The 18,803-nt window shown below is 65.3% G+C and carries 17 protein-coding genes; 6 read left to right on the top strand and 11 right to left on the bottom strand.

Annotation, left to right across the window (positions count from 1 at the left end):
* Window positions 1-89: 89 nt before the first annotated feature.
* The 4 genes from IV454_RS13850 (at window position 90) to ggt (ending at window position 3,829) form a co-directional block, all read left to right on the top strand.
* Window positions 90-587 (top strand): PEP-CTERM sorting domain-containing protein, encoded by a 498-nt coding sequence (locus IV454_RS13850; RefSeq protein ID WP_206091916.1) that lies wholly within the window; start codon window positions 90-92, stop codon window positions 585-587.
* A gap of 179 nt (window positions 588-766) precedes the next feature.
* Entirely contained in the window at window positions 767-1,495 is a 729-nt protein-coding gene (locus IV454_RS13845; protein ID WP_206091915.1) for a PEP-CTERM sorting domain-containing protein, read from the top strand.
* 137 nt (window positions 1,496-1,632) lie between these two features.
* Complete coding sequence (locus IV454_RS13840) at window positions 1,633-2,058, top strand: hypothetical protein (protein ID WP_206091914.1); 426 nt, start codon at window positions 1,633-1,635, stop codon at window positions 2,056-2,058.
* A 22-nt stretch (window positions 2,059-2,080) separates the two neighbouring features.
* Complete coding sequence (gene ggt / locus IV454_RS13835; RefSeq protein ID WP_206091913.1) at window positions 2,081-3,829, top strand: gamma-glutamyltransferase; 1,749 nt, start codon at window positions 2,081-2,083, stop codon at window positions 3,827-3,829.
* A gap of 2 nt (window positions 3,830-3,831) precedes the next feature.
* On the opposite strand, the gene IV454_RS13830 is transcribed toward ggt, so the two are convergent.
* The 6 genes from IV454_RS13830 to IV454_RS13810 all read right to left on the bottom strand — a co-directional run bounded on the left by IV454_RS13830 (window position 3,832) and on the right by IV454_RS13810 (window position 12,234).
* On the bottom strand, window positions 3,832-7,305 hold the full coding sequence (locus tag IV454_RS13830; RefSeq protein ID WP_229522234.1) for a UvrD-helicase domain-containing protein: 3,474 nt from the start codon (window positions 7,303-7,305) through the stop codon (window positions 3,832-3,834).
* A complete protein-coding gene (locus IV454_RS32820) occupies window positions 7,302-8,996 on the bottom strand; it encodes a DEAD/DEAH box helicase (protein WP_229522233.1) in 1,695 nt (564 codons plus the stop codon). Before IV454_RS32820 ends, IV454_RS13830 begins: the two co-directional genes overlap by 4 nt.
* A 177-nt stretch (window positions 8,997-9,173) precedes the next feature.
* The gene (locus tag IV454_RS13825; protein ID WP_054266425.1) at window positions 9,174-9,755 is read right to left on the bottom strand and encodes a TerD family protein; all 582 of its coding nucleotides are present in this window, start codon (window positions 9,753-9,755) and stop codon (window positions 9,174-9,176) included.
* Between the two features lie 17 nt (window positions 9,756-9,772).
* Window positions 9,773-10,468 (bottom strand): TIGR00266 family protein, encoded by a 696-nt coding sequence (locus tag IV454_RS13820; protein ID WP_054266424.1) that lies wholly within the window; start codon window positions 10,466-10,468, stop codon window positions 9,773-9,775.
* A 47-nt stretch (window positions 10,469-10,515) separates the two neighbouring features.
* Complete coding sequence (locus IV454_RS13815; RefSeq protein WP_054266423.1) at window positions 10,516-11,091, bottom strand: TerD family protein; 576 nt, start codon at window positions 11,089-11,091, stop codon at window positions 10,516-10,518.
* A 105-nt stretch (window positions 11,092-11,196) separates the two neighbouring features.
* On the bottom strand, window positions 11,197-12,234 hold the full coding sequence (locus IV454_RS13810) for a DUF475 domain-containing protein (RefSeq protein ID WP_206091912.1): 1,038 nt from the start codon (window positions 12,232-12,234) through the stop codon (window positions 11,197-11,199).
* 105 nt (window positions 12,235-12,339) lie between these two features.
* Here IV454_RS13810 and nhaR point away from each other — a divergent pair, with 105 nt between their 5' ends.
* Together nhaR and IV454_RS13800 are read left to right on the top strand one after the other, a co-directional pair.
* A complete protein-coding gene (nhaR, locus tag IV454_RS13805; RefSeq protein ID WP_206091911.1) occupies window positions 12,340-13,248 on the top strand; it encodes a transcriptional activator NhaR in 909 nt (302 codons plus the stop codon).
* A gap of 58 nt (window positions 13,249-13,306) precedes the next feature.
* Window positions 13,307-14,647: a hemolysin family protein gene (locus IV454_RS13800; RefSeq protein WP_206091910.1), complete on the top strand. Its 1,341-nt coding sequence runs from the start codon at window positions 13,307-13,309 to the stop codon at window positions 14,645-14,647.
* Here IV454_RS13800 and IV454_RS13795 read toward each other — a convergent pair whose 3' ends face one another.
* Genes IV454_RS13795 through IV454_RS13775 form a run of 5 tightly spaced genes read right to left on the bottom strand, consistent with a single transcriptional unit; the run spans window position 14,648 to window position 18,800 of the window.
* Window positions 14,648-15,067, bottom strand: coding sequence for a hypothetical protein (locus tag IV454_RS13795; RefSeq protein WP_206091909.1), 420 nt, complete (start codon window positions 15,065-15,067; stop codon window positions 14,648-14,650).
* A gap of 12 nt (window positions 15,068-15,079) precedes the next feature.
* Window positions 15,080-16,141, bottom strand: coding sequence for an AI-2E family transporter (locus IV454_RS13790; RefSeq protein WP_206091908.1), 1,062 nt, complete (start codon window positions 16,139-16,141; stop codon window positions 15,080-15,082).
* A gap of 27 nt (window positions 16,142-16,168) precedes the next feature.
* Complete coding sequence (locus IV454_RS13785; RefSeq protein ID WP_206091907.1) at window positions 16,169-16,768, bottom strand: SCO family protein; 600 nt, start codon at window positions 16,766-16,768, stop codon at window positions 16,169-16,171.
* Window positions 16,765-17,658 carry a heme o synthase gene (cyoE, locus tag IV454_RS13780; RefSeq protein ID WP_054266418.1) on the bottom strand — a complete coding sequence of 298 codons (894 nt, stop codon included), beginning with the start codon at window positions 17,656-17,658 and terminating at the stop codon, window positions 16,765-16,767. The genes IV454_RS13785 and cyoE overlap by 4 nt, the downstream gene beginning before the upstream one ends.
* Window positions 17,655-18,800: a COX15/CtaA family protein gene (locus tag IV454_RS13775; RefSeq protein ID WP_206091906.1), complete on the bottom strand. Its 1,146-nt coding sequence runs from the start codon at window positions 18,798-18,800 to the stop codon at window positions 17,655-17,657. Before IV454_RS13775 ends, cyoE begins: the two co-directional genes overlap by 4 nt.
* Window positions 18,801-18,803 lie beyond the last annotated feature (3 nt).

The raw sequence follows: 18,803 nt of genomic DNA, 5'->3' as shown, positions 1-18,803 counted from the left end.
TCTGAGCGCGGCAATAACATGGGCTCCCGAGCCGCCACGCGCGCCGATACAGCCTTTTTCACAGCCAAATATGAATAGGTAGTCTGCAAATGAAACATTTCACATGGACGCGAAGCCTGGCCGCCCTGGTACTGGCGCCCGGCCTGGCCGGCGCCGCACCGGCCCTGATCGAGTCCCCGGCCCTGAGCAATTTGAGCAAACGGTATGCCCAGCACGCCGGCATCGAACTGGCCGACAACCGCGGCGCCGGCGCGTTCAGCCTGGGCGATGTCACCCGCGCCATGCACTTGCGCCCTGGCGAGGCGGCGCTCCCCGCCGAAATCGACCTGAGCGGCGCCATCGGCGCCTACGCCAACGGCACTGTGCCGGCGTGGGGCGGCTCCGGCGCGCGCCACGGCTTTGCGGACGTGCGCGCCAGCTATGCCAAGCAAGCAGGAAGCGGTTTCAGCGCCACCGGCGCGCGTCCGAGCGTGGCCTCGCAATCGGTCCCGGAACCGGAAACCTATGTGATGCTCGCCGCCGGCGTGGCCGTCATCGTCTTCACGCGCGGCACCCGCAAGCGCCTGCAGGACAGCCTCGACGCGTAAAGCCGCGAGCCGCCGCGTCCCCGGCTGGCGGCCTTGCGTGGCAATCGAGCGCGCTGCCGCGCCCAATACCTTTCTTACAATGTTATGCTTTGATGCCCGGCTGGCCCTCGACTATGATGGCTACCCAGGAGCGCCGTTGCGGCGTTCGTCGATGTGACACTGAAAAAGAAATGGAACCGATGAACTTGTTTACATTGCAGATGGGCGCCGTGGCGCTGGCTTTTGCGTCCGCCACGGCATCGGCTGCGCCGACCGTCATCGAAGCGACCGGCTTCACTTTCACCAATCCCGATTCGGCGCTGGCCGACGTGCTCGTGTCCGACGTGGCCGGCGCGACCACGATCCGCTTCAGCGATTTTGCCAGCAGCATGGCCCTCAGCACCAGCGATGCCGCCGGCGACGCTTATTCCGCCGACATGACATTTGCGGTGCGTGCCGGCTACCAGGTCACCGGCTATTCCTTCTCGGCCACCTTCGCCGGCACCCTCGACCCTGCCGTGGCGCCGGGCGGCCTGGCTGGCGCCGGGACGGCCACCAATCGCGGCTCGGTCAGCCTGTTCGCCAGCGGCGCGGACGACTGGAGCAGCCAGGGCAACCGCAGTGTCAACAAGCTCAATGGCAACGATTCCTTCGTGTTCAGCGCCGCCAACCTGACGCTCAGGGACGTGATGACCCTCTCCTTGAACAGCAGCATGACCTTGTTCGCCGCCCCGGCGGTCTGGACCACGCCCGACGGCGTCGTCCACCGCCAGGATTCGCGCTCTGGCTTGAGCGTGCTCAACCCGACCCTGACCGTCTACACCGCGGCCGTGCCGGAACCGGGAACCTACGCCATGCTGGCGCTCGGCCTGGCCGTGATCGGCCTGACCCGCCGCACCCGTCGGCGCCTGCAGGATAGCGTGGCCTGAGCGCCATACCTGGAGCCGGCATGGCCGGCTCCAGCCTTGCCGATGGGCACGCGGCGCCGCAGCTCGCCAATTGCGCGGCCACACAGTGGCGAAATTGATATGATCTATGATCGGCTTTCCACTACTGAGGAGCCATCATGAACAAGTTGATTTTCGCGTTCGCCGCCGCCGGGGTGTTTACCAGTTGCAGCGCCGCGCCAGTGAAGGAAGAGTTGATGCGTCCCAAACAAAACGGCACGGTTGCCTTGTTGCCGCAACACAGCACCCTGGTGGCGCCGGATGCCACCCTGCGCTACGAGCGCGTCGAAGACAGCCGCTGCCCACCCGACGTGGTGTGCATCAGCGCCGGCAAGATCGTCTATTATTTCACCTTGATTTACCCTACCGCGGTCGAGCCGTTCACCCTGGAGCCAGCCGCGCCGGCCTACGCATCGCTACAGCGGCCCGAGTTGAACATCGCGCTGGCCATCGACCCGCCGCCTCCGCGCCCCAGCAAGGCGCCGCCTCCCGAGGCCCAGCCGGTCATCCTGAACATCGGCCAGCCTTCACCACCAAGCCACTAAGCCGCCAAGACGACCAGACCACATGACCCACGCCGCCCGCCGCCTCGCCCTCGCCTGTTCCCTCATCCTGATCATTCCCCTGGCCCATGCCAGGACCCCGGTGGCAAGCGGCACCGGCGGCGCGGTCGCCACCATCAGTGAACAGGCGTCGCAAGCGGCCATGGCCATTCTAGACAAGGGCGGCAATGCGATCGACGCCGCCGTCGCCGCCGCCGCCACCCTGGGCGTGACCGATCCCTACAGCTGCGGCATCGGCGGCGGCGGTTTCATGGTAATTTACCTGGCCAAGGACAAGCGCGTGATCACGGTCGATCACCGCGAAACGGCGCCGGCCAGCATCACCCCCACCATATTCCAGGAAAACGGCAAGGATAGCGACTTCGAGGCCACGCTCGCCAGCGGCGCCTCGGTCGGCGTGCCCGGCACCGTGCGCGGCTGGCATGAAGCGCTGAGCCGCTACGGCACCATGTCGTTCAAGCAGGTACTCGCGCCGGCCATCGGCGTGGCCACCAAGGGCTTCGCGGTGAGCGAGAACTTCCACCGCATGAGCGCCGAGAACCAGAAAAAATTTGCGCTGTTTGGCAGCAGCAGCGCCCTCTACCTGAAAGACGGCAAGCCCCTGCCGGTCGGCGCCTTGCTGAAGAACCCCGGCCTGGCCAAGGCTTACCGCGAGATCGGCGCCCAGGGCCAGAAAGCCTTTTACCAGGGGCCGATCGCGCGCGCCATCGTCGATACGGTGCTCAAGCCGCCGGTAGCGGCCGGGGTGCGCGTGCGCGCCGGCACCATGACCCTGGCCGACCTGGCCAACTACGAAGCGCGCATCCGCCCGCCGGTGAAAACCACCTACCGCGGCTACGAACTGTACGGCATGCCCCTGCCGAGCAGCGGCGGCATCGCCATCGGCGAAGCGCTCAACCTGCTCGAAAGCTACAACCTCAAGGCCCTGCCGCGCGCCAGCGCCGAGCATCTTTACCTGGAAGCGAGCCGCCTGGCCTTTGCCGACCGCAACGCCTACCTGGCCGATCCCGAATACGTCGACGCGCCGGTGGCCGGCCTGCTCAGCAAGGATTACGCGGCGCGCCGGCGCGCCCAGATGAATGCCGAGCGCGCAGGCGCCAAGGCGCTGGCGGGCGATCCGTATCCCTTCCAGAACGACCCCAGCGTGCCGCAGCGTCCGCAGGCCGCGCGCCTGCTGGCCGACAGCGCCCACACCACCCACCTGGCCGTATCTGACAAGGAAGGCAATGTGGTGGCCTACACCTTCACCATCGAATCCTGGGGCGGCAGCGGCATCGTGGTGCCGGGCTACGGCTTCTTGCTCAATAATGAATTGACGGATTTCGATTTCAGCGGCCCGCACCCGAACGTGCCGGAAGCGGGCAAGCGCCCGCGCAGCAGCATGGCGCCGACCATTGCGCTACGCAACGGCAAGCCGGCGTTTACCGTCGGCAGCCCGGGCGGCGCCACCATCATCACCACGGTGCTGCAAACCATCGTCAATCACGTCGACTTCGGCATGCCGATGGACCAGGCTATCAATGCTCCGCGCCTGAGCCAGCGCAACGATGCCGTGACCGACAGCGAGCCCGGTTTTGCCGGCAGCGCCCAGGCGCTGGCACTGGAAAAACTCGGCTACAAATGGCACACAAAGCCGGAAGAAATCGGCGCGGCCAATGCCATCGTTTTCAATGCCGACGGCAGCGTGACGGCGGTCAGCGAAGGCAAGCGCCACGGGGTGGGCAGCGCGCTGGTGCAGAAAAGCGGGCACTGAGGCTAGGCCGGCTCGAACACCAGCTCGGGCAGCACCAGCTCCCACGTCGCGCAGCGGCACAGGCGCTGGTACTCGGCGGCGCCATCGCCCGCGCGCCGCTCCACGATGGCCGCCACCCGCCCCGCCACGCAGCGCATCCCGGGCGGCGGCGTGAACGACTTGACCAATTGCCCCACCAGCACGCCGCCCGGCGTGGCCAGTTCCCATCTGGTTTTGCCTTCACGTAGTGCGAGCGGCTCACCGATGCGCAACGCGGCGATGGCGCGGTGCACCGGGTCGTCCTGCGCCATCCGCCCCGCGAAGCCGATATCGACATCCTGCATCCCAAGCTGCAGGTAGCGGCGCCGCATGGCGGGTGGCGGCGCCGCCGGCGCCACGGGCGCGCGCCGCAGCAGCCAAGAGGCCTCCCCCAACTCGTCCGCCAGGCTGGCGCGGCGCACGCGCGACGGCGAAAAACGCGCCAGGGTCAAGGTGGCGCGTGCGCGCGTCATGGCCACGTAATACAGCCGGCGCGGCGCGTCGGCATCGTCGTTCGGACCGCAGGCGTCCCAGTGGCCATCAAGCACGGCGACGTGGTCGAACTCGAGCCCTTTGGACTTGTGCGCGGTCGACAGCAGCAATGCGCTCTGGCGGCGGCGCGCTTCGCGGCCCCAGTCGACCAGCCATTCGATGCAATGGTCCACCGGCAGCTGCGCCCCTCCCGTGTCCAGCGCGTACTCCTGGACCGCCTGGCGCAACAGCGCCAGCCAGGCATTCTGCGGCCGGGTGGCCAGCCAGGCCTCGATCGCCGCGCTGTCGACCAGCGCCGCGGCGCGCCCTTGCAGCCAGCGCACCAGCGCCTGGGTTTCGCGCAGGCGCCAGAACTGCACCATGTCTTCGTTAGCCAGCTGCACCGGGATCGCGTTGAGCATGCAGTACGTGCGCAAGGGCTCCAAGGTTTTCCACTCGCGCGCGATGATGGCCACGCCGGCCCAGTCCCACGCCGGGTCCAGCGCGGCCAGGCGCTGCAGTTCGGCCATCACGGCCAGCGCTTGGCTCACATCGTCGGCGCCGGCGTCGATGATCTGCACCCGGCCCTGGCCGACCGGGTCGCGCTGCTGCCACGCGCCGCCGGCATCGGCCTGGCCGCGCGCGCAGTCGATGCTGATCGGGTGCGCGCTTTTCATGCGCGCGCGCGCCGGCGCGATCAGCTGGTTGGCGCAATCGATGATATGCCGGGTCGAACGGTAATTCTCGGTCAGGTAGGCCGGCCTGGCGCTGTAATCGTGCTCGAAGCGGCGGATGAAATCGACCGAGGCGCCGTTGAAGGAATAGATGTTCTGGTCGTCGTCGCCGACCGCGAACAGGCTCAGTTTTGCGTCTTCATCGGCGCTGTTGCGGCCCGCCAGCGCCGAAATGAGCGCGTACTGGTCCGGCCCGATATCCTGGTATTCGTCCACCAGTATCCAGCGGAAGGCACCGAGCAGGCGGTCGCGCTGCTCGTCCGCTTCCTGCGGCGCCAGGCCGCTCCCGTCCAGCAAGGCCAGCGCCTGCGGGATGATGGTCCTGAACAGCTCATCGTCGGCGCCGATCCGCTTCTCGAAGCTGATCCCGGCCAGGCGCATGGCCAGGGCGTGGCAGGTCAGCACGATGACGCCGTTGGCGTCGGCGCCGATCAGCCTGGCCAGGCGCTGGCGGATTTCGACGGCGGCGTGGCGGTTATAGGTGAGCACCAGGATGGCGCGCGGGTTTTCGCGCCGCACCCGCACCAGATAGGCGATGCGGTGCACCAGCACGCGCGTCTTGCCCGATCCCGGCCCGGCCAGGGTGAGCACGTTGGTGCGTTCGCGGTCGTCGGCCACGATGCGTTGCTGGGCCGTGTTGTCGAGGCTCTCGACGATCGCGCGCCACGAGGCCGGCGTGGTCTGGCGCGCCAGTTCCTTGTCGCGCTCGCCCAGCCAGCGGCCGATGAACTGCTCGCGCTCCATGCTGAAATAATCCATGGCCAGTTGCAGTGCATCTGCCATCTTTTGCAGGCCGCGCCGCACGTATTCATCCATGACGTGGATCTGTACCACCTGTTCGTCGTAATGCAGTTGCAGCGGCGCGAAGTCGGCCTTGTAAAAGCCGCGCTTTTCCTGCGCCAGGCGGATCGTCATGGCCGGGCGGAACACCGCCAGCCCCTTGTTAAGGCGGATCACGCCCTGCTCGTGCAGCCACAGCAGGCCACGGTCGACCAGCCGGCCCGAGGCCTTGAAGCGCTCCGCCAGCAGCAAATCCTTGCCGAGCGCGGCCAGCAGCTTGCCGAGCGAGGTGTCGGCCAGCTGGTCGTTGCCGCGCGCATCGTCCGGCAAGACCGCGATCAGGTGCTCGAGCAAGGTGGCGGCGGCAGCGCGCCGCAGCGCGGCGGTGGTCGCGATATCGTTCCAGTTGCGCTGCAAGGTCAATTGCAGGCTCTCGGCGTCGAGCTGGCGCACGCTGACGCTGCCGGCGCTGTCCTCGCCATGGCCGTCATTGGCCAGGCTGCGCACGATGCGCAGGATTTTTTCGGGCACGGCGTCGGCCAGGCCGGCATCCTTCAGGCGCTGGCTGGCGTGGCGCAGGTGCAGCACCGAAGCGTCGCCCTTGGCCAGGTCGGGCGCATGCTCGCGCAGGTCGGCCAGCAGCGCCACTTCGAGCGCGCTGGCCTGTTCCAGCAAACGTTTCGAGGAGCGCTCCACCGCCACGTGCACGAAGGCGGTAAGGGCCGTGTCGTTGCTGGCGATGCCGCATTTCTCCAGGTCGTACAGGGCGGCGCGCACCTTCTCGGCCGACAGGCCCGAGGCGTTCATCAAGTCGTCGGTGGACACGCCCTCGTCGGCGTCGGCCGCGATCAGGGTGCGCACCAGGTTGAGCAGCGCATCGCGGTGCTGCCCGAACAGCGCGCTGGCGGCCAGCCTGGCCTCGGCTTCCTCGACCGAGGCCACGCGCAGCGACGATGGAAAGATCTGCACCTGGTTTTCTTCGCGCGTGAGCAGGCGCGCTTCTTCCAGCCAGGCGATGGCGGTGCGCACGCGGGTGTCGTCGGTGGCCGAGTCGCGCTCGAAGGCGCCGTCGATATCCTCGCTCAGGATTTCGCCGGCGGTGGCGATGATGTCGCCGTCGCCATGCTTCTTGCGCTCCAGGCGCTTGATCGCGCGCAGAACGGTCTGGATGTCCTGCTGCGACAGGCGCGAACGGGCCGACATGCCGAACTGGCGCTCCACGTCTTCCGCCGTGTAGAGCAGCACGCACAGGGCCTGGGCCCGGTCGCGCCCCGCCCGTCCGGCTTCCTGCAGGTAGTTTTCGAGCGAGCCGGGAATGTCGGCGTGGATCACCAGGCGCACATCCGGCTTGTCGATGCCCATGCCGAAGGCATTGGTGGCGGCGATCACCTTCATGGCGCCGCTGATGAAGGCGTGCTGCATGTCTTTCTTGACCTGGCCGCGCAAGCCGGCATGGAAATGGCCCGCGTTCACGCCTTTCCTGCGCAGGAAGGCCGACACTTCCTCGGTCTGTTTTTTTTGGTCGCGCAGTAAACGATGGCGCCGCCCGGCGCATCGGCCGGCAGCTGCGCTTCGAGGGTCTGGTAGATGTGGGCGAATTTTTCGGCGGGTGTGGTCGGCAGCACGGAAAAATCGAGGTTGTCGCGGCTGGCGCCGCCGTCGCAGGCCAATAGTTCGATGCCGACCTTGTGGCGAAAATGGGCCAGCATGTCGGCCACCACGTCCGGCTTGGCGGTGGCGGTCAGGCACAGCACCGGTGCAATGGCGGCGCCGCCGGCGCGCTCGCGGATGAAGCGGCCCACATAGCGGTAATCGGGACGGAAATCGTGGCCCCATTTCGAGATGCAGTGCGCTTCGTCAAGCACCCAGGCGCCGATCTCGCGCTGTTCGAGCACGCGCCGCAGCGCGCGGCTGCGCAGCTGCTCGGGCGAAACGATGACGATGCCGGCGTCGCCCAGGCGCACCCGGTCCAGCGCGGCGGCCCGCTCCGGGATCGACAGCAGACCGTTGATCGCCACGGCGCAGCTGATGCCGCGCGCTTCCAGCCCGGCCACCTGGTCGGCCATCAGCGCCACCAGCGGCGAGATGACCACGGTCAGCGCGCCGCTCTTGTCGTAGCGCGACAGCGCCGGAATCTGGTAGCACAGCGATTTGCCGGTGCCGGTCGGCAGGATGCCGAGCACATGGCGTCCGCGCATGGCCGCCTCGACAATCGTTTCCTGCAAGGGGCGGCCCTTGCTGTCGCACTGTTCGGGGCGGAAGGCATCGAAGCCGAACCAGCGTTTGAGTTCCTTGCGCGGGTCATGGCGCTCGCCGCACCAGGCGCAGGCCGGATCCTCGCAGGGGCTATCGCGCAGGCGCCGCACCAGTTGCGCCGCTTGCGGGAACTGGTGGCGCACCCAGGGCGGCATGACCGAATTGCCGCCCGCGACCGACAGCCAGGCCAGCGCATACGCCAACGCCCAGCCCAGGTTGGCGGCGTCGGCGGCGATGGCGCGCGCCTGCACCAGGCAGGCCTGTCCGTCGAGGCGCTTGAGGATGGCGCCGATGGCGTCGGCGTCGCTCGGGCGTGCGCCGCGCCGCACCATCATGAACAGGGAATTGAGGCCGGACAGGGTATCGGCGCTGCTGGTGAGCCAGTGCCAGGCCAGCAGCAGCCCGGGGGCGCTGTCGTGCATCTCGCGCAGGGCGGCCAGCTGGTCGGCGAACAGGCGCAGGGTCAGGCGGGCGTCGGCTTCGGGGTCGTTCAGGCTGCCGCGCTGCAACTGGCCTTCCTTGTAATGCTTGACCAGATGATGATACGGGTGGCGCGGAAATGCGAGCGGGTTCAGGCGCAGGGTATCGACCATCGGCAGCTTGAGCAGGCGCAGTTGCGGTGCCACAGCAGCCAGGCGGGGCGCATCGAAGTCGATCAGCTTGTGTCCGAGCAGGAAGGCGACCGGGTCCGCGAAATCGTCGAGCCGCGCCAGCGCCGCGTCCAAGTCACCCTGCTTGAAGACGAAGGCGGCGCCGCTGTCGCCGCGCACGGCGGCGAACTGATGGATGAGGCCATCGTGCACGCCCACTTCGAGGTCGATCGACAGGCAGCGCGGCGTGATGGCCGCGCCGCTGCCGGCCGGCGGCGCGGCCGGCAGCGCGGCGGCGCGGGGAAGTTCAACGGTCATACAACGCTTTGCCATGAAAAGTGCCGCATCGCGGGCTGGGCCCCGCTTGCTGTGCTGAGCGCGATTCTAGCAGGGCGCAGTGGCGCCATGCGCGAAAAAAAACGCCCCGCGCCAAAAACCCGTATCGCATGGACAGGGGCCGGGGTGCGGGGCGTTCGCGGCGCAAGGCGCCGGCACTTACAGATGCGGAGTGATCTTCGGCATCAGTTCGTCGAAAGTGCGGCCGCTGCCGTTTTCACCGATCGCGTGCATCTTCCACTCGCCGTTGTGACGGTACAGCTTGGCCATGATCTGGGCCGTGTGCTCGCCCTGCACCGACAGATCGAAGCGCGCCACTTCCTTGTCGTTGGACCCGTTGATGATGCGGCAGTAGGCATTCTCGACCTGCGAAAAGTTCTGGCCCGTGAAGCTGTTCACGGTAAACACCAGCGACTTGACGTTGGCCGGCACCTGGCTCAGGTCGACCAGGATCTGCTCGTCGTCGCCGTCGCCCGCACCGGTGCGGTTGTCGCCCGTGTGCACGATGCTGCCATCCTTGCTCTTGAGCTGGCGGAACCAGACCGCGTCAACCGCGCGGTTGCTCTCGTCGAACAGCAGGCAGGACGCATCCAGGTCGACCGCCTGGGTCTTGCCGCCGAAGCCGAACAAGCCCTTGGTCTTGATGGCATCCCACCCCAGGCCCATGGTGATACGGGTCAGGGTGCTGCCGGCTTCTTTATCCAGAGAAATTTTCTGGCCTTTTTGCAGATTGACTGACATGGTAGGACTCCTTGGTTTTAACGCGCGTTGCCGGCCGCCCAGGCTTGGAACGAGGCACGGTTGCGCGAACAAATATACACTTTGCCATTGCCGGAGAAGCGTAGCACGATGCCCTCCCCGCTGGTCTGGCTGTTGATCAGGTTGCCTAAAAAGCCGCCGCTGGTGCCGGTCGTGATGGACGGCGTGTAGTGCAGGGTACTATCCCAGGCGACCACGTGCGAATTGTCGATCGTGATGTCCTTGCCCTGCTCGACCACCAGCTCGTTCATCGAACCGAAGCCGGACACGACCACCTGGCCGCTACCGCTGGTCTCGGTGACGAAAAAGCCGCCGCTGTCGGCGAACAGCGCATTGCCGAGGCTTTGGGTGCGCACCTTGAGCTCGACCTTGGCGCTGGCGGCGACGAAGGCGCCGTCGCTGAGCATGTACTGGCGCTGGCCGCACTCGATGATCTGCATCGCGCCCGGCAGGGTCGGCGAGAGCAGGCAATCGCCATCGCCGCGCACCGCTTCGATATGCTGCTGGAAGAACGATTCGCCGTTGGCGAAGCGCCGCATCAGCGCGCTGCCTATGCCGCCCTGCATCTTGCCCTTGAGGTCAAGCGCGGACTCCATCATGACCATGGCGCCCGATTCGCAGTAAATCGTGTCGCCGCGCGTCATGGAAACGTGCAGGAAAGGGTCGATATCGCCTGTGACTGTAAACACTGCCATGCTTGCTCCTTGGTGACGGCCCGCCGCGAAGCGGGCCGTGGATCACGTTAAACGTTGACGCCGTAGCTCTTGGCCAGGGGGCCCAGGCCGCCCTGGAAGCCCTGGCCGATGGCGCGGAATTTCCAGTCGGCGCCGGCGCGGTAGACTTCGCCGAAGACCATGGCCGCTTCGGTCGAACCATCTTCCGACAGGTCGTAGCGGGCGATTTCGGCATTGCCGGCGGCGTTGATGCAGCGAACGAAGGCTTTCGACACCATACCGAAATTCTGGCGGCGTGTCTCGGCATCGTGAATCGTCACGGCCAGCACCACCTTGTCGATATCGGCCGGCACGCTGGCCAGGTCGATGGTGACGCTTTCATCGTCGCCGTCGCCGGCACCAGTGGTGTTGTCGCCCGAGTGGGTGATCGAGCCATCGGCCGATTTCAGGTTGTTGTAGAAGATGAAGTCGGCGTCGGAACGGACCTTGCCGCTGGCGTTAAGCAGGAAGACCGCGCCGTCCAGGTCGAACGCGCTGCCGTCGGTGGCGCGGGTATCCCAGCCGAGGCCGACGATCATCTTGGTCAGGCCGGGTGCTTCTTTACTCAGGTTGACGTTACCGCCTTTTTGCAAGCTGACTGGCATGGTGATTCTCCAAAAGTTAGTAAAAATAAAGTAATGAACACCGGGGGGAATCACGCGGCACACTGGTGTTCTTCAGTCTGCCGCGTTTGTATTAAGCAGCGCTTATTACGCAAGCACCAGCTGCTCTTTCTTGTGACGCACCGACGACCACAGCGAGGCAGCGATGAAGGCCACGCCTACGAGGCCGGTAAAGATTTCAGGTATATGGAACTTCATGCTGGCCAGCATGATCAGCGCCAGGATACCGATCGCATAGTGCGCGCCGTGCTCCAGGTAGACGAATTCGTCGAGCGTGCCCTTCTTTACCAGGAATACCGTCATCGAACGCACGAACATCGCGCCGATAGCCAGGCCCAGCATGATGATCACGACGTCGGTGGTGATCGCAAACGCGCCGATCACGCCGTCGAAGGAGAACGATGCATCGAGCACTTCCAGGTACAGGAAACCACCGACGCCACCGCGCTTGACCATGTCGCCGACATTGCTGCCTTCCTCTTCGCTTTCCAGCAGGCTGCTGATCGTGTCCACACCCACATAAATCAAGATACCCCACAGGCCGGCCATCAGCACGACCATCTTTTGTGCTTCGGCTACCAGACCCATGCTGGCCATCAGGGTACCGAGGGCAATCATCACCGAGATCGAACCGACCTTGCCAAGTGCGCCGAGCTTTTCTTCGATGCGGCCGAGCCAGTGGGTCTCTTTTTCATCGTCCAGCAGGAAGTTCAGGAACACCAGCAGCAGGAACATGCCGCCGAAGGCCGCCACTTCCGCATGGTGGGCCGTCAGGTGTGCCGAGTACGCCTTAGGATCCGACAAAGCCAGGTTCCACACTTCCATGATGCCCAGGTCGGCAGCTTGCGCCACGATGACCAGCGGAAACAGCAAGCGCATACCGAACACGGCGATGATGATACCCACGCCCAGGAACAGCTTTTGCCAGTAATCGTCCCAGGTCTTGAGCACCGAGGCGTTCACGACCGCGTTATCGAACGATAGCGACACTTCCATGATGCCCAGGATCGCCGCCACGCCCAGGGCCGTGAACATGCCGCTCACGCCATGGTGCTGATAGCCCCACCATCCGGCCACCGCAAGGCAGACCAAGGTGACTAAAAATGAAATTCTAAAATGCTTCATGGTTTGATTTCCCTCACTTGTTATTGTTGATGCATGCAGTGTAGCCCCCTGCACCGAATTTAAAAATAGGAGATAATCTGAGGATTACTTCTGAAAAACCGAAGCATGAAAAATACTGGAATGAATTTTCGCCACCTGTATTACTTCTGGGTGGTGGCCAAGGAAGGCGGCGTCACGCGCGCCGCCGAGCGTCTGGGACTGGCGATCCAGACCATCAGCACCCAGATCAGCCAGCTCGAACAAGCGATCGGCAAATCCCTGTTCATGCAGCAGGGGCGCGGCTTGCAGCTGACCGAAGCCGGGCGCCTGGCCTTGGCCTACGCCGACCAGATCTTCCTGCTGGGCGAGCAATTGCAGGAAGCGCTGGGCGAGGCTGACAGCGGGCGCACCCGGCTCACGGTCGGCATTTCCGACTCCTTGCCCAAGCTGACCGCCTTCCGCCTGCTGGAAGCCACCTTGCACCTGGCCACGCCGGTGCGCCTGGTATGCTACGAAGACCAGTTCGAAGCCTTGCTGGCCGATCTGGCCCTGCACAAGCTGGACGTGGTGCTGACCGACCGTCCGGTGCGTTCCGGCACCACCTTGCGCGTGTTCAGCCACATGCTGTTCGAAAGCGACACCATCGTGGTCGGCACGCCGGCCCTGGCCGGGGCTTACGCGCAAGGTTTTCCCGACAAGCTGAACGGCGCGCCTTTCCTGCTGCCGACCCGCAACAACGCCCTGCGCGGGCGCATCGACGAATGGTTCGAGCTACACAATGTGCGGCCCGACGTGGTCGGCGAATTCGAGGACAACGCCCTGCTCAACACCTTCGGACGGCGCGGCGCCGGCCTGTTTTTCGCGCCGGCGGCACTGGCCACCGACCTGGCCGACCAGTTCGGCGCGGTGCTGGCGGGCCACGTGCCGCAAGTGCGCGAGCACGTCTATGCCATCTCCAACGAGCGTAAAATCAAGCACCCCGCGGTCGAAGCGATCCTTTCCTCCGTGCATCAGGGTGTGTTCAGCACGCCATGAACGGTACAATGTCCATCCCGGTCCCCTGTGGCCAAGCGAAAAACTAACCGAACTCCTTATGCAAAATGCCTTACTGGTCGTGCTCGCCCTGTTCCTGGTCGCGCTCAATGGCTTTTTCGTGGCAGCCGAATTCGGCATCGTCACCCTCCGAAAAACCCGCGTGCGCGCGATCGCCAAAAGCCAGGGCTTGCGCGGGCGCCTGCTGGGCAAGGTCCACGGCCAGCTCGACGCCTACCTGTCGGCCTGCCAGCTGGGCATCACCTTGGCCTCGCTGGGCCTGGGCTGGGTAGGCGAGCCGGCCTTCGCCAGCCTGCTCGAACCGGTGTTCGGCCTGGTGGGCGTCACGTCGGCCAAGATCATCCACACGGTCTCGTTCATGATCGCCTTCAGCGTGATTTCCTTCCTGCACATCGTGGTCGGTGAGCTGGCGCCGAAGTCGCTCGCGATCCGCAATCCGGAAGTGGTCGGCCTGTGGACCGCGCCGGCCCTGTACATTTTCTACTGGTCGATGTACCCGGCCATTTACCTGCTCAACGGCAGCGCCAACCTGGTGCTGCGCCTGGCGGGCTTGTCCGGTCCGGGCGGGCACGACGCGCACTATTCGACCGATGAACTCAAGCTGATCCTGCGCACCAGCCAGCCCGGCGAGAAATTCACGCGCGACGAGCGCCACATCCTGGCCCAGTCGCTCGACTTCAGCCAGTTGTCGGTGGCCGACCTGATGCGTCCGATCAATGAAGTCATCGCCCTGCACGCCAGCAAATCGCTGGAAGACAATTTGCAGACCGTGGTGAGGAACCGCTTCAGCCGCTATCCCTACTTCGATGCCAATGGCGAAGACGTGCTCGGCGTGATCCACCTGAAGGATTTGTTTTTCGCCCAGCAGGCGGGGCGTCCGATCAAGGATCTGACGCAATTCCTGCGTCCGGTGGAAACGATGTCGGCGCGCACCCCGGCGCAGCAAATGTTCCGCCGCTTTCGCGACGGTGCGCCGCACTTCGCGCTGATCGGTGAAAAGGGCAAGCGCCCGGTCGGCTTCATCACCCTGGATAATCTGCTCGGCGCCATGGTCGGTGAAATCCGCGACGAATTCCGCTTGAACGAAAACGATTGGCTGCGCCAGCCGGACGGCACCCTGATCGGCAAGGCCAGCCTGCCGATCTTCTCGCTCGAACGGATTCTCGGCATCGATATCGATAACGAGACCTTGGGACTGGATGAGGTAGAATCGGTCGGTGGCTTGTTGATGGTCAAGCTGGGCGACATTCCCAAGCAGGGTCAGCGCATCGAATTCCCGCATTTCGACATCGTGGTCAAGAAGATGAACGGTCCGCGCATCGTGCTGATCAAGGTGATCCCGCAGATCGAACGTACGCTCGATACGGACGAACAGGACTGATCAAACGGGGGGATGAGGCGCTGCGATCCGCCTACGGACGGGCGCTTTTGCACCTGGCGGGCACGTCATGGTCAGGGGCGCCGAGACATCGCCACGTGATTTTCCCGTCAAGCAATGAGGGGGACAGATGATCATCTGTCCGTCCCTCCCGCCTTTGGCAATAATCACACCTGCCTCGGTGACCTCGAACACAGTCAGCTTATTTGGAATGAATGCAGTGTTTGCAAGGTGCTTTGCCATGCCTGCAAATGATTTTTGTTTGACAGCATCGGCTTCAATGGCGCGCTGCACAGGTTCAAGTTGAACTAGTAAATTACTGGTTTCCGCTAGGACACGATAATCCGAATACTGAGGAATGATCGCTGCCGCCAACGCGAGCATCAACAGGGCGCCAAGAAGCCCCTTCAGGAAACAGGCCATGATGCCGCTAGCTCAGACATCGTTAACGGCCGCCGGCTCGATGCCGGTCCATTCGCGCAGCAGCGAGTAGCCCACCGCCAGCAGGGTCGGGCCGATGAACAGGCCAACAAAACCGAAGGCCAGCACCCCGCCCAATACGCCCAGCAACACCAGCAGGAACGGCAGGCTGCTGCCGCGGCTGATCAGCATCGGCTTGACCACGTTGTCCACCCCGCTGATGAGCACCAGCCCCCACACCACCATGAAGATGGCCCAGCCGGTCTGGCCCTGGTTGAACAGCCAGATCGCCGCCCCGCCCCAGATGATGGGCGGGCCGACCGGCACCAGCGACATCACGAACGTGGCCACGGCCAGCAGCGGCACCCCCGGCACCCCGGCGATCACAAAGCCGATGGCGGCCACCAGGGCTTGCGCCAGCGCCGTTCCCAGCAAGCCGTACATGACGCCGCGCACGGTCTGGCTGACGGTGGTGGCGATGCGGTGCGCGCGCTCGCCGATGATGCGGCTCATGGCCACGCCGATGGCCACCAGCAGGGTGTGGCCGTCGCGGTATAAAAAGAAGCTGACGAAGGCGGCCAGGCTCATCTGCGCGACGCCGGCGCCGAGCACGATGCCGCCGCCCAGCAGGTAGTGGCGCGCCGGTTCCAGCAGGCGCTGGGCCAGTTCCATCATCTGTTCGCGGCTCGATACCAGGGTGCCGACATAGGTGTACACCGTTTCGCCAACCAGGGGTATCTGGCGCAGCCAGGCCGGCGGCTCGACATGGCCGGTGGCCACGGCGGCCTTGAGCTGCTCGTAGAAGCGGCCGATATCGTCGGCCAGGTTGTAGGCCACCAGCGCGATCGGCAGAATCACCAGGCAGGTCAATGTCAGGGTCAGGGTCAGCGCGGCCAGGGTACGCCGTCCGCGCATGTGCGCCAGCACGTACAGGTAGATCGGCCAGGAAGAAATGACGATGGCGGCGGCGAACAGGATCGCCGCCAGGAAGGGCCGCAGCACGTACAGGCAACCGATGGTGAGCAGCGCGATGGCGCCCATGTAAGCGTAATTCCTGCCGCCGCGTGCCTGGTCCATGGTGGTCCCGTCAGGTGAATTGGTGGATCAGTCCAGCAATTGCTTGATGTCGTGCACGACCGGCGCCGGGCCTTTGCCATGGCGCACGAACAGGCGGACCTTGCCGTTGCGGTCGAATACATAGCTGGCCGCCGTGTGGTCCATCGAATAGCTGCCCGGGTTCTTGCCGTCGACCTTGGCGTAGTACACCTTGAATTCCTTGGCCACCTTGGCGGTCGCCTCAAGGTCGCCATACAGGCCGAGGAAGCGCGGATCGAACGCCGGCACGTACTGCGCCAGCAGCGCCTGGGTGTCGCGCGCGGGGTCGATGGTGACGAACAGTACCTGCACCTGGTCGGCCTTGGGACCGAGTTCCTTCATCACCGCCGCCATTTCGGCCATGGTGGTCGGGCACACGTCCGGGCACTGGGTATAGCCGAAGAACATCACCACCACCTTGCCCTTGAAGTCGGCCAGGGTGCGCGGCTTGCCGTTGTGGTCGGTGAGCGCGAAGTCGCGCGCGTAACCGAGGCCGGTCAGGTCGGTGTTCTGGAAGCTCAGGGCCTTGGCCGGGGCAGTGGCGGCCGGTTTGTCGCATCCGGCCAGCAGCAGGCCCAGCGCGCACAGGGCGAACAGTTTTTTGATCATAATTTGACGTAGTGGTCGAGCAGCAAAGCGGCAAACAGCAAGGACAGGTAAATGATGGACCATGTAAACGCCTTGCGCGCCACCTGGTCGGAATAGTGGCGGTACACCTGCCAGCCATGCCACAGGAACACGGCATTGAGCACCACCGCCGAGGCCAGATAGATGTGGCCGCTCATGCGCACCGCGTACGGCAGCACGGTGGTGGCCGCCAGCGCGATCGAATACAGCCAGACGTGGAAACCGGTAAAGTTCATGCCGTGCGTGACCGGCAGCATCGGCAAGCCCGAGCGCGCGTAATCGTCGCGCCGGTACATGGCCAGGGCCCAGAAGTGCGGCGGGGTCCACACGAAAATGATCAGCACCAGCAGCCAGGCTTGCATCGGCACGTCGTTGGCGACCGCCGCCCAGCCCAGCGCCGGCGGCATCGCGCCGGACAGCCCGCCGATGACGATATTTTGCGGCGTGGCCGGCTTCAGGATCATGGTGTAGATGACGGCGTAGCCGACAAAGGTCACGAAGGTGAGCCACATGGTCAGCGGATTGACCATCGTGTACAGCACGGCCATGCCGGCCCCGCCGATGATGGCGGAAAAAATCAGGGTCTGGGTCTTGGTCAGTTCGCCCATGGCGGTGGCGCGGCGCGCGGTGCGCGCCATGCGCGCATCGATCTCGGCTTCGACCAGGCAGTTGACGGCGAAGGCGGCGCCCGCCAGCAGCCAGATGCCGACCGTGGCCGGCAGCAGGATGCGCCAGCTGGGCACCCCTTCCGTGGCCAGCAGCATGCCGATCACGGCGCAGAACACGGCCAGCTGGGTGACTCTCGGTTTGGTCAGCGCCCAATACTGGGCGGCGCGGTTGGCGGTTTTGTGTGTTGCGGTCTGGGTTGTCATTGGTGGTGGCTAGCTTGCAGTACCGGGCCGGAGGGGTACTTGATTTTGTAGTTTAACATGGTCACCATCAGCACCAGCAGCGCCGCGCCGGCGTTATGCAGTACCGCGATGGTCAGTGGAAAGTTCAGGTAGACGGTGGCGATGCCGGTCGTGGCCTGGAGCGCGAGCACGATGGCGATCCCGCGCGCGTGCCGGCCCACACCCGGATGGGCGCGCGCGCGCCAGGCCGCCAGGCCCAGCACGGCCAGCACGACGAAGGCGAAGTTGCGGTGCACCCAGTGGATCGCGGTCAAGGCCGCGAACGGCAGGTAGTGTCCGGCCGCGGTCTTGCCCAGCGCGCGCCACAAGGTAAAGCCGTGCCCGAAGTCCATCTCGGGCACGATGTTCCCATTGCAAAGCGGGAAATCGGCGCAGGCCAGGGTCGCGTAATTGGTGCTGACCCAGCCGCCCAGGGCGATCTGCACGGCCAGCACCAGGGCCGCGGCCAAGGCCAGGCGGCCCAGCATGGAGGGCGCGGCGCCAGGCGGCGCGGCGGCCGGCGCGGTGAAGCGTCCGTGGGCCAGCGCGGCGGCGCGGTTCTGGCGCGCACCCAGCCATACCAGCATGGAAAGCAAGCCCATCCCCAGCAGCAGGTGGGTGGTGACGATCACCGGTTGCAGCTTGAGCGTCACGGTCCAGGCGCCAAAGGCACCCTGCAGCAGCACCATGCCGAGCAGCACGGTCGGTAGCCCCGGCGCGAACTCGGCGCGGCGCGTCTTGCGCCACTGGATCCAGGCGGTCGCCGTCAACGCCGCGACCAGCACGCCAATGGCCATCGCCCCGAAGCGGTGGATCATTTCGATCCATGCCTTTTGCACAGTCACCGGTCCGGTCGGCATCAGGGTTTCGGCGGCGGAGATATCGGCATGCGCAAGGAAGGGATTGGCCGCGCCATAGCAGCCCGGCCAGTCCGGGCAGCCCAGGCCCGAATCGGTCAGGCGCGTGAAGGCGCCGAACACGATCAGGTCGAACGTGACGAACACCGTGATCCAGACCAGCTTGCGGTATTTGTTGGGATCGGACGACATCCAGACCATCGCCAGCGGCAGGCAGGCCGCCAGCAAGCCCTGCAGACCGAGTTGCACCATGGACGAGAGCTGCATCGC

The sequence above is a fragment of the Massilia antarctica genome (assembly GCF_015689335.1).
GTDB classification, from domain to species: Bacteria; Pseudomonadota; Gammaproteobacteria; order Burkholderiales; family Burkholderiaceae_D; genus Telluria_A; species Telluria_A antarctica.
Note: the sequence above shows the minus strand (reverse complement) of the source record. Positions and strands in the feature narration are given on the sequence as shown.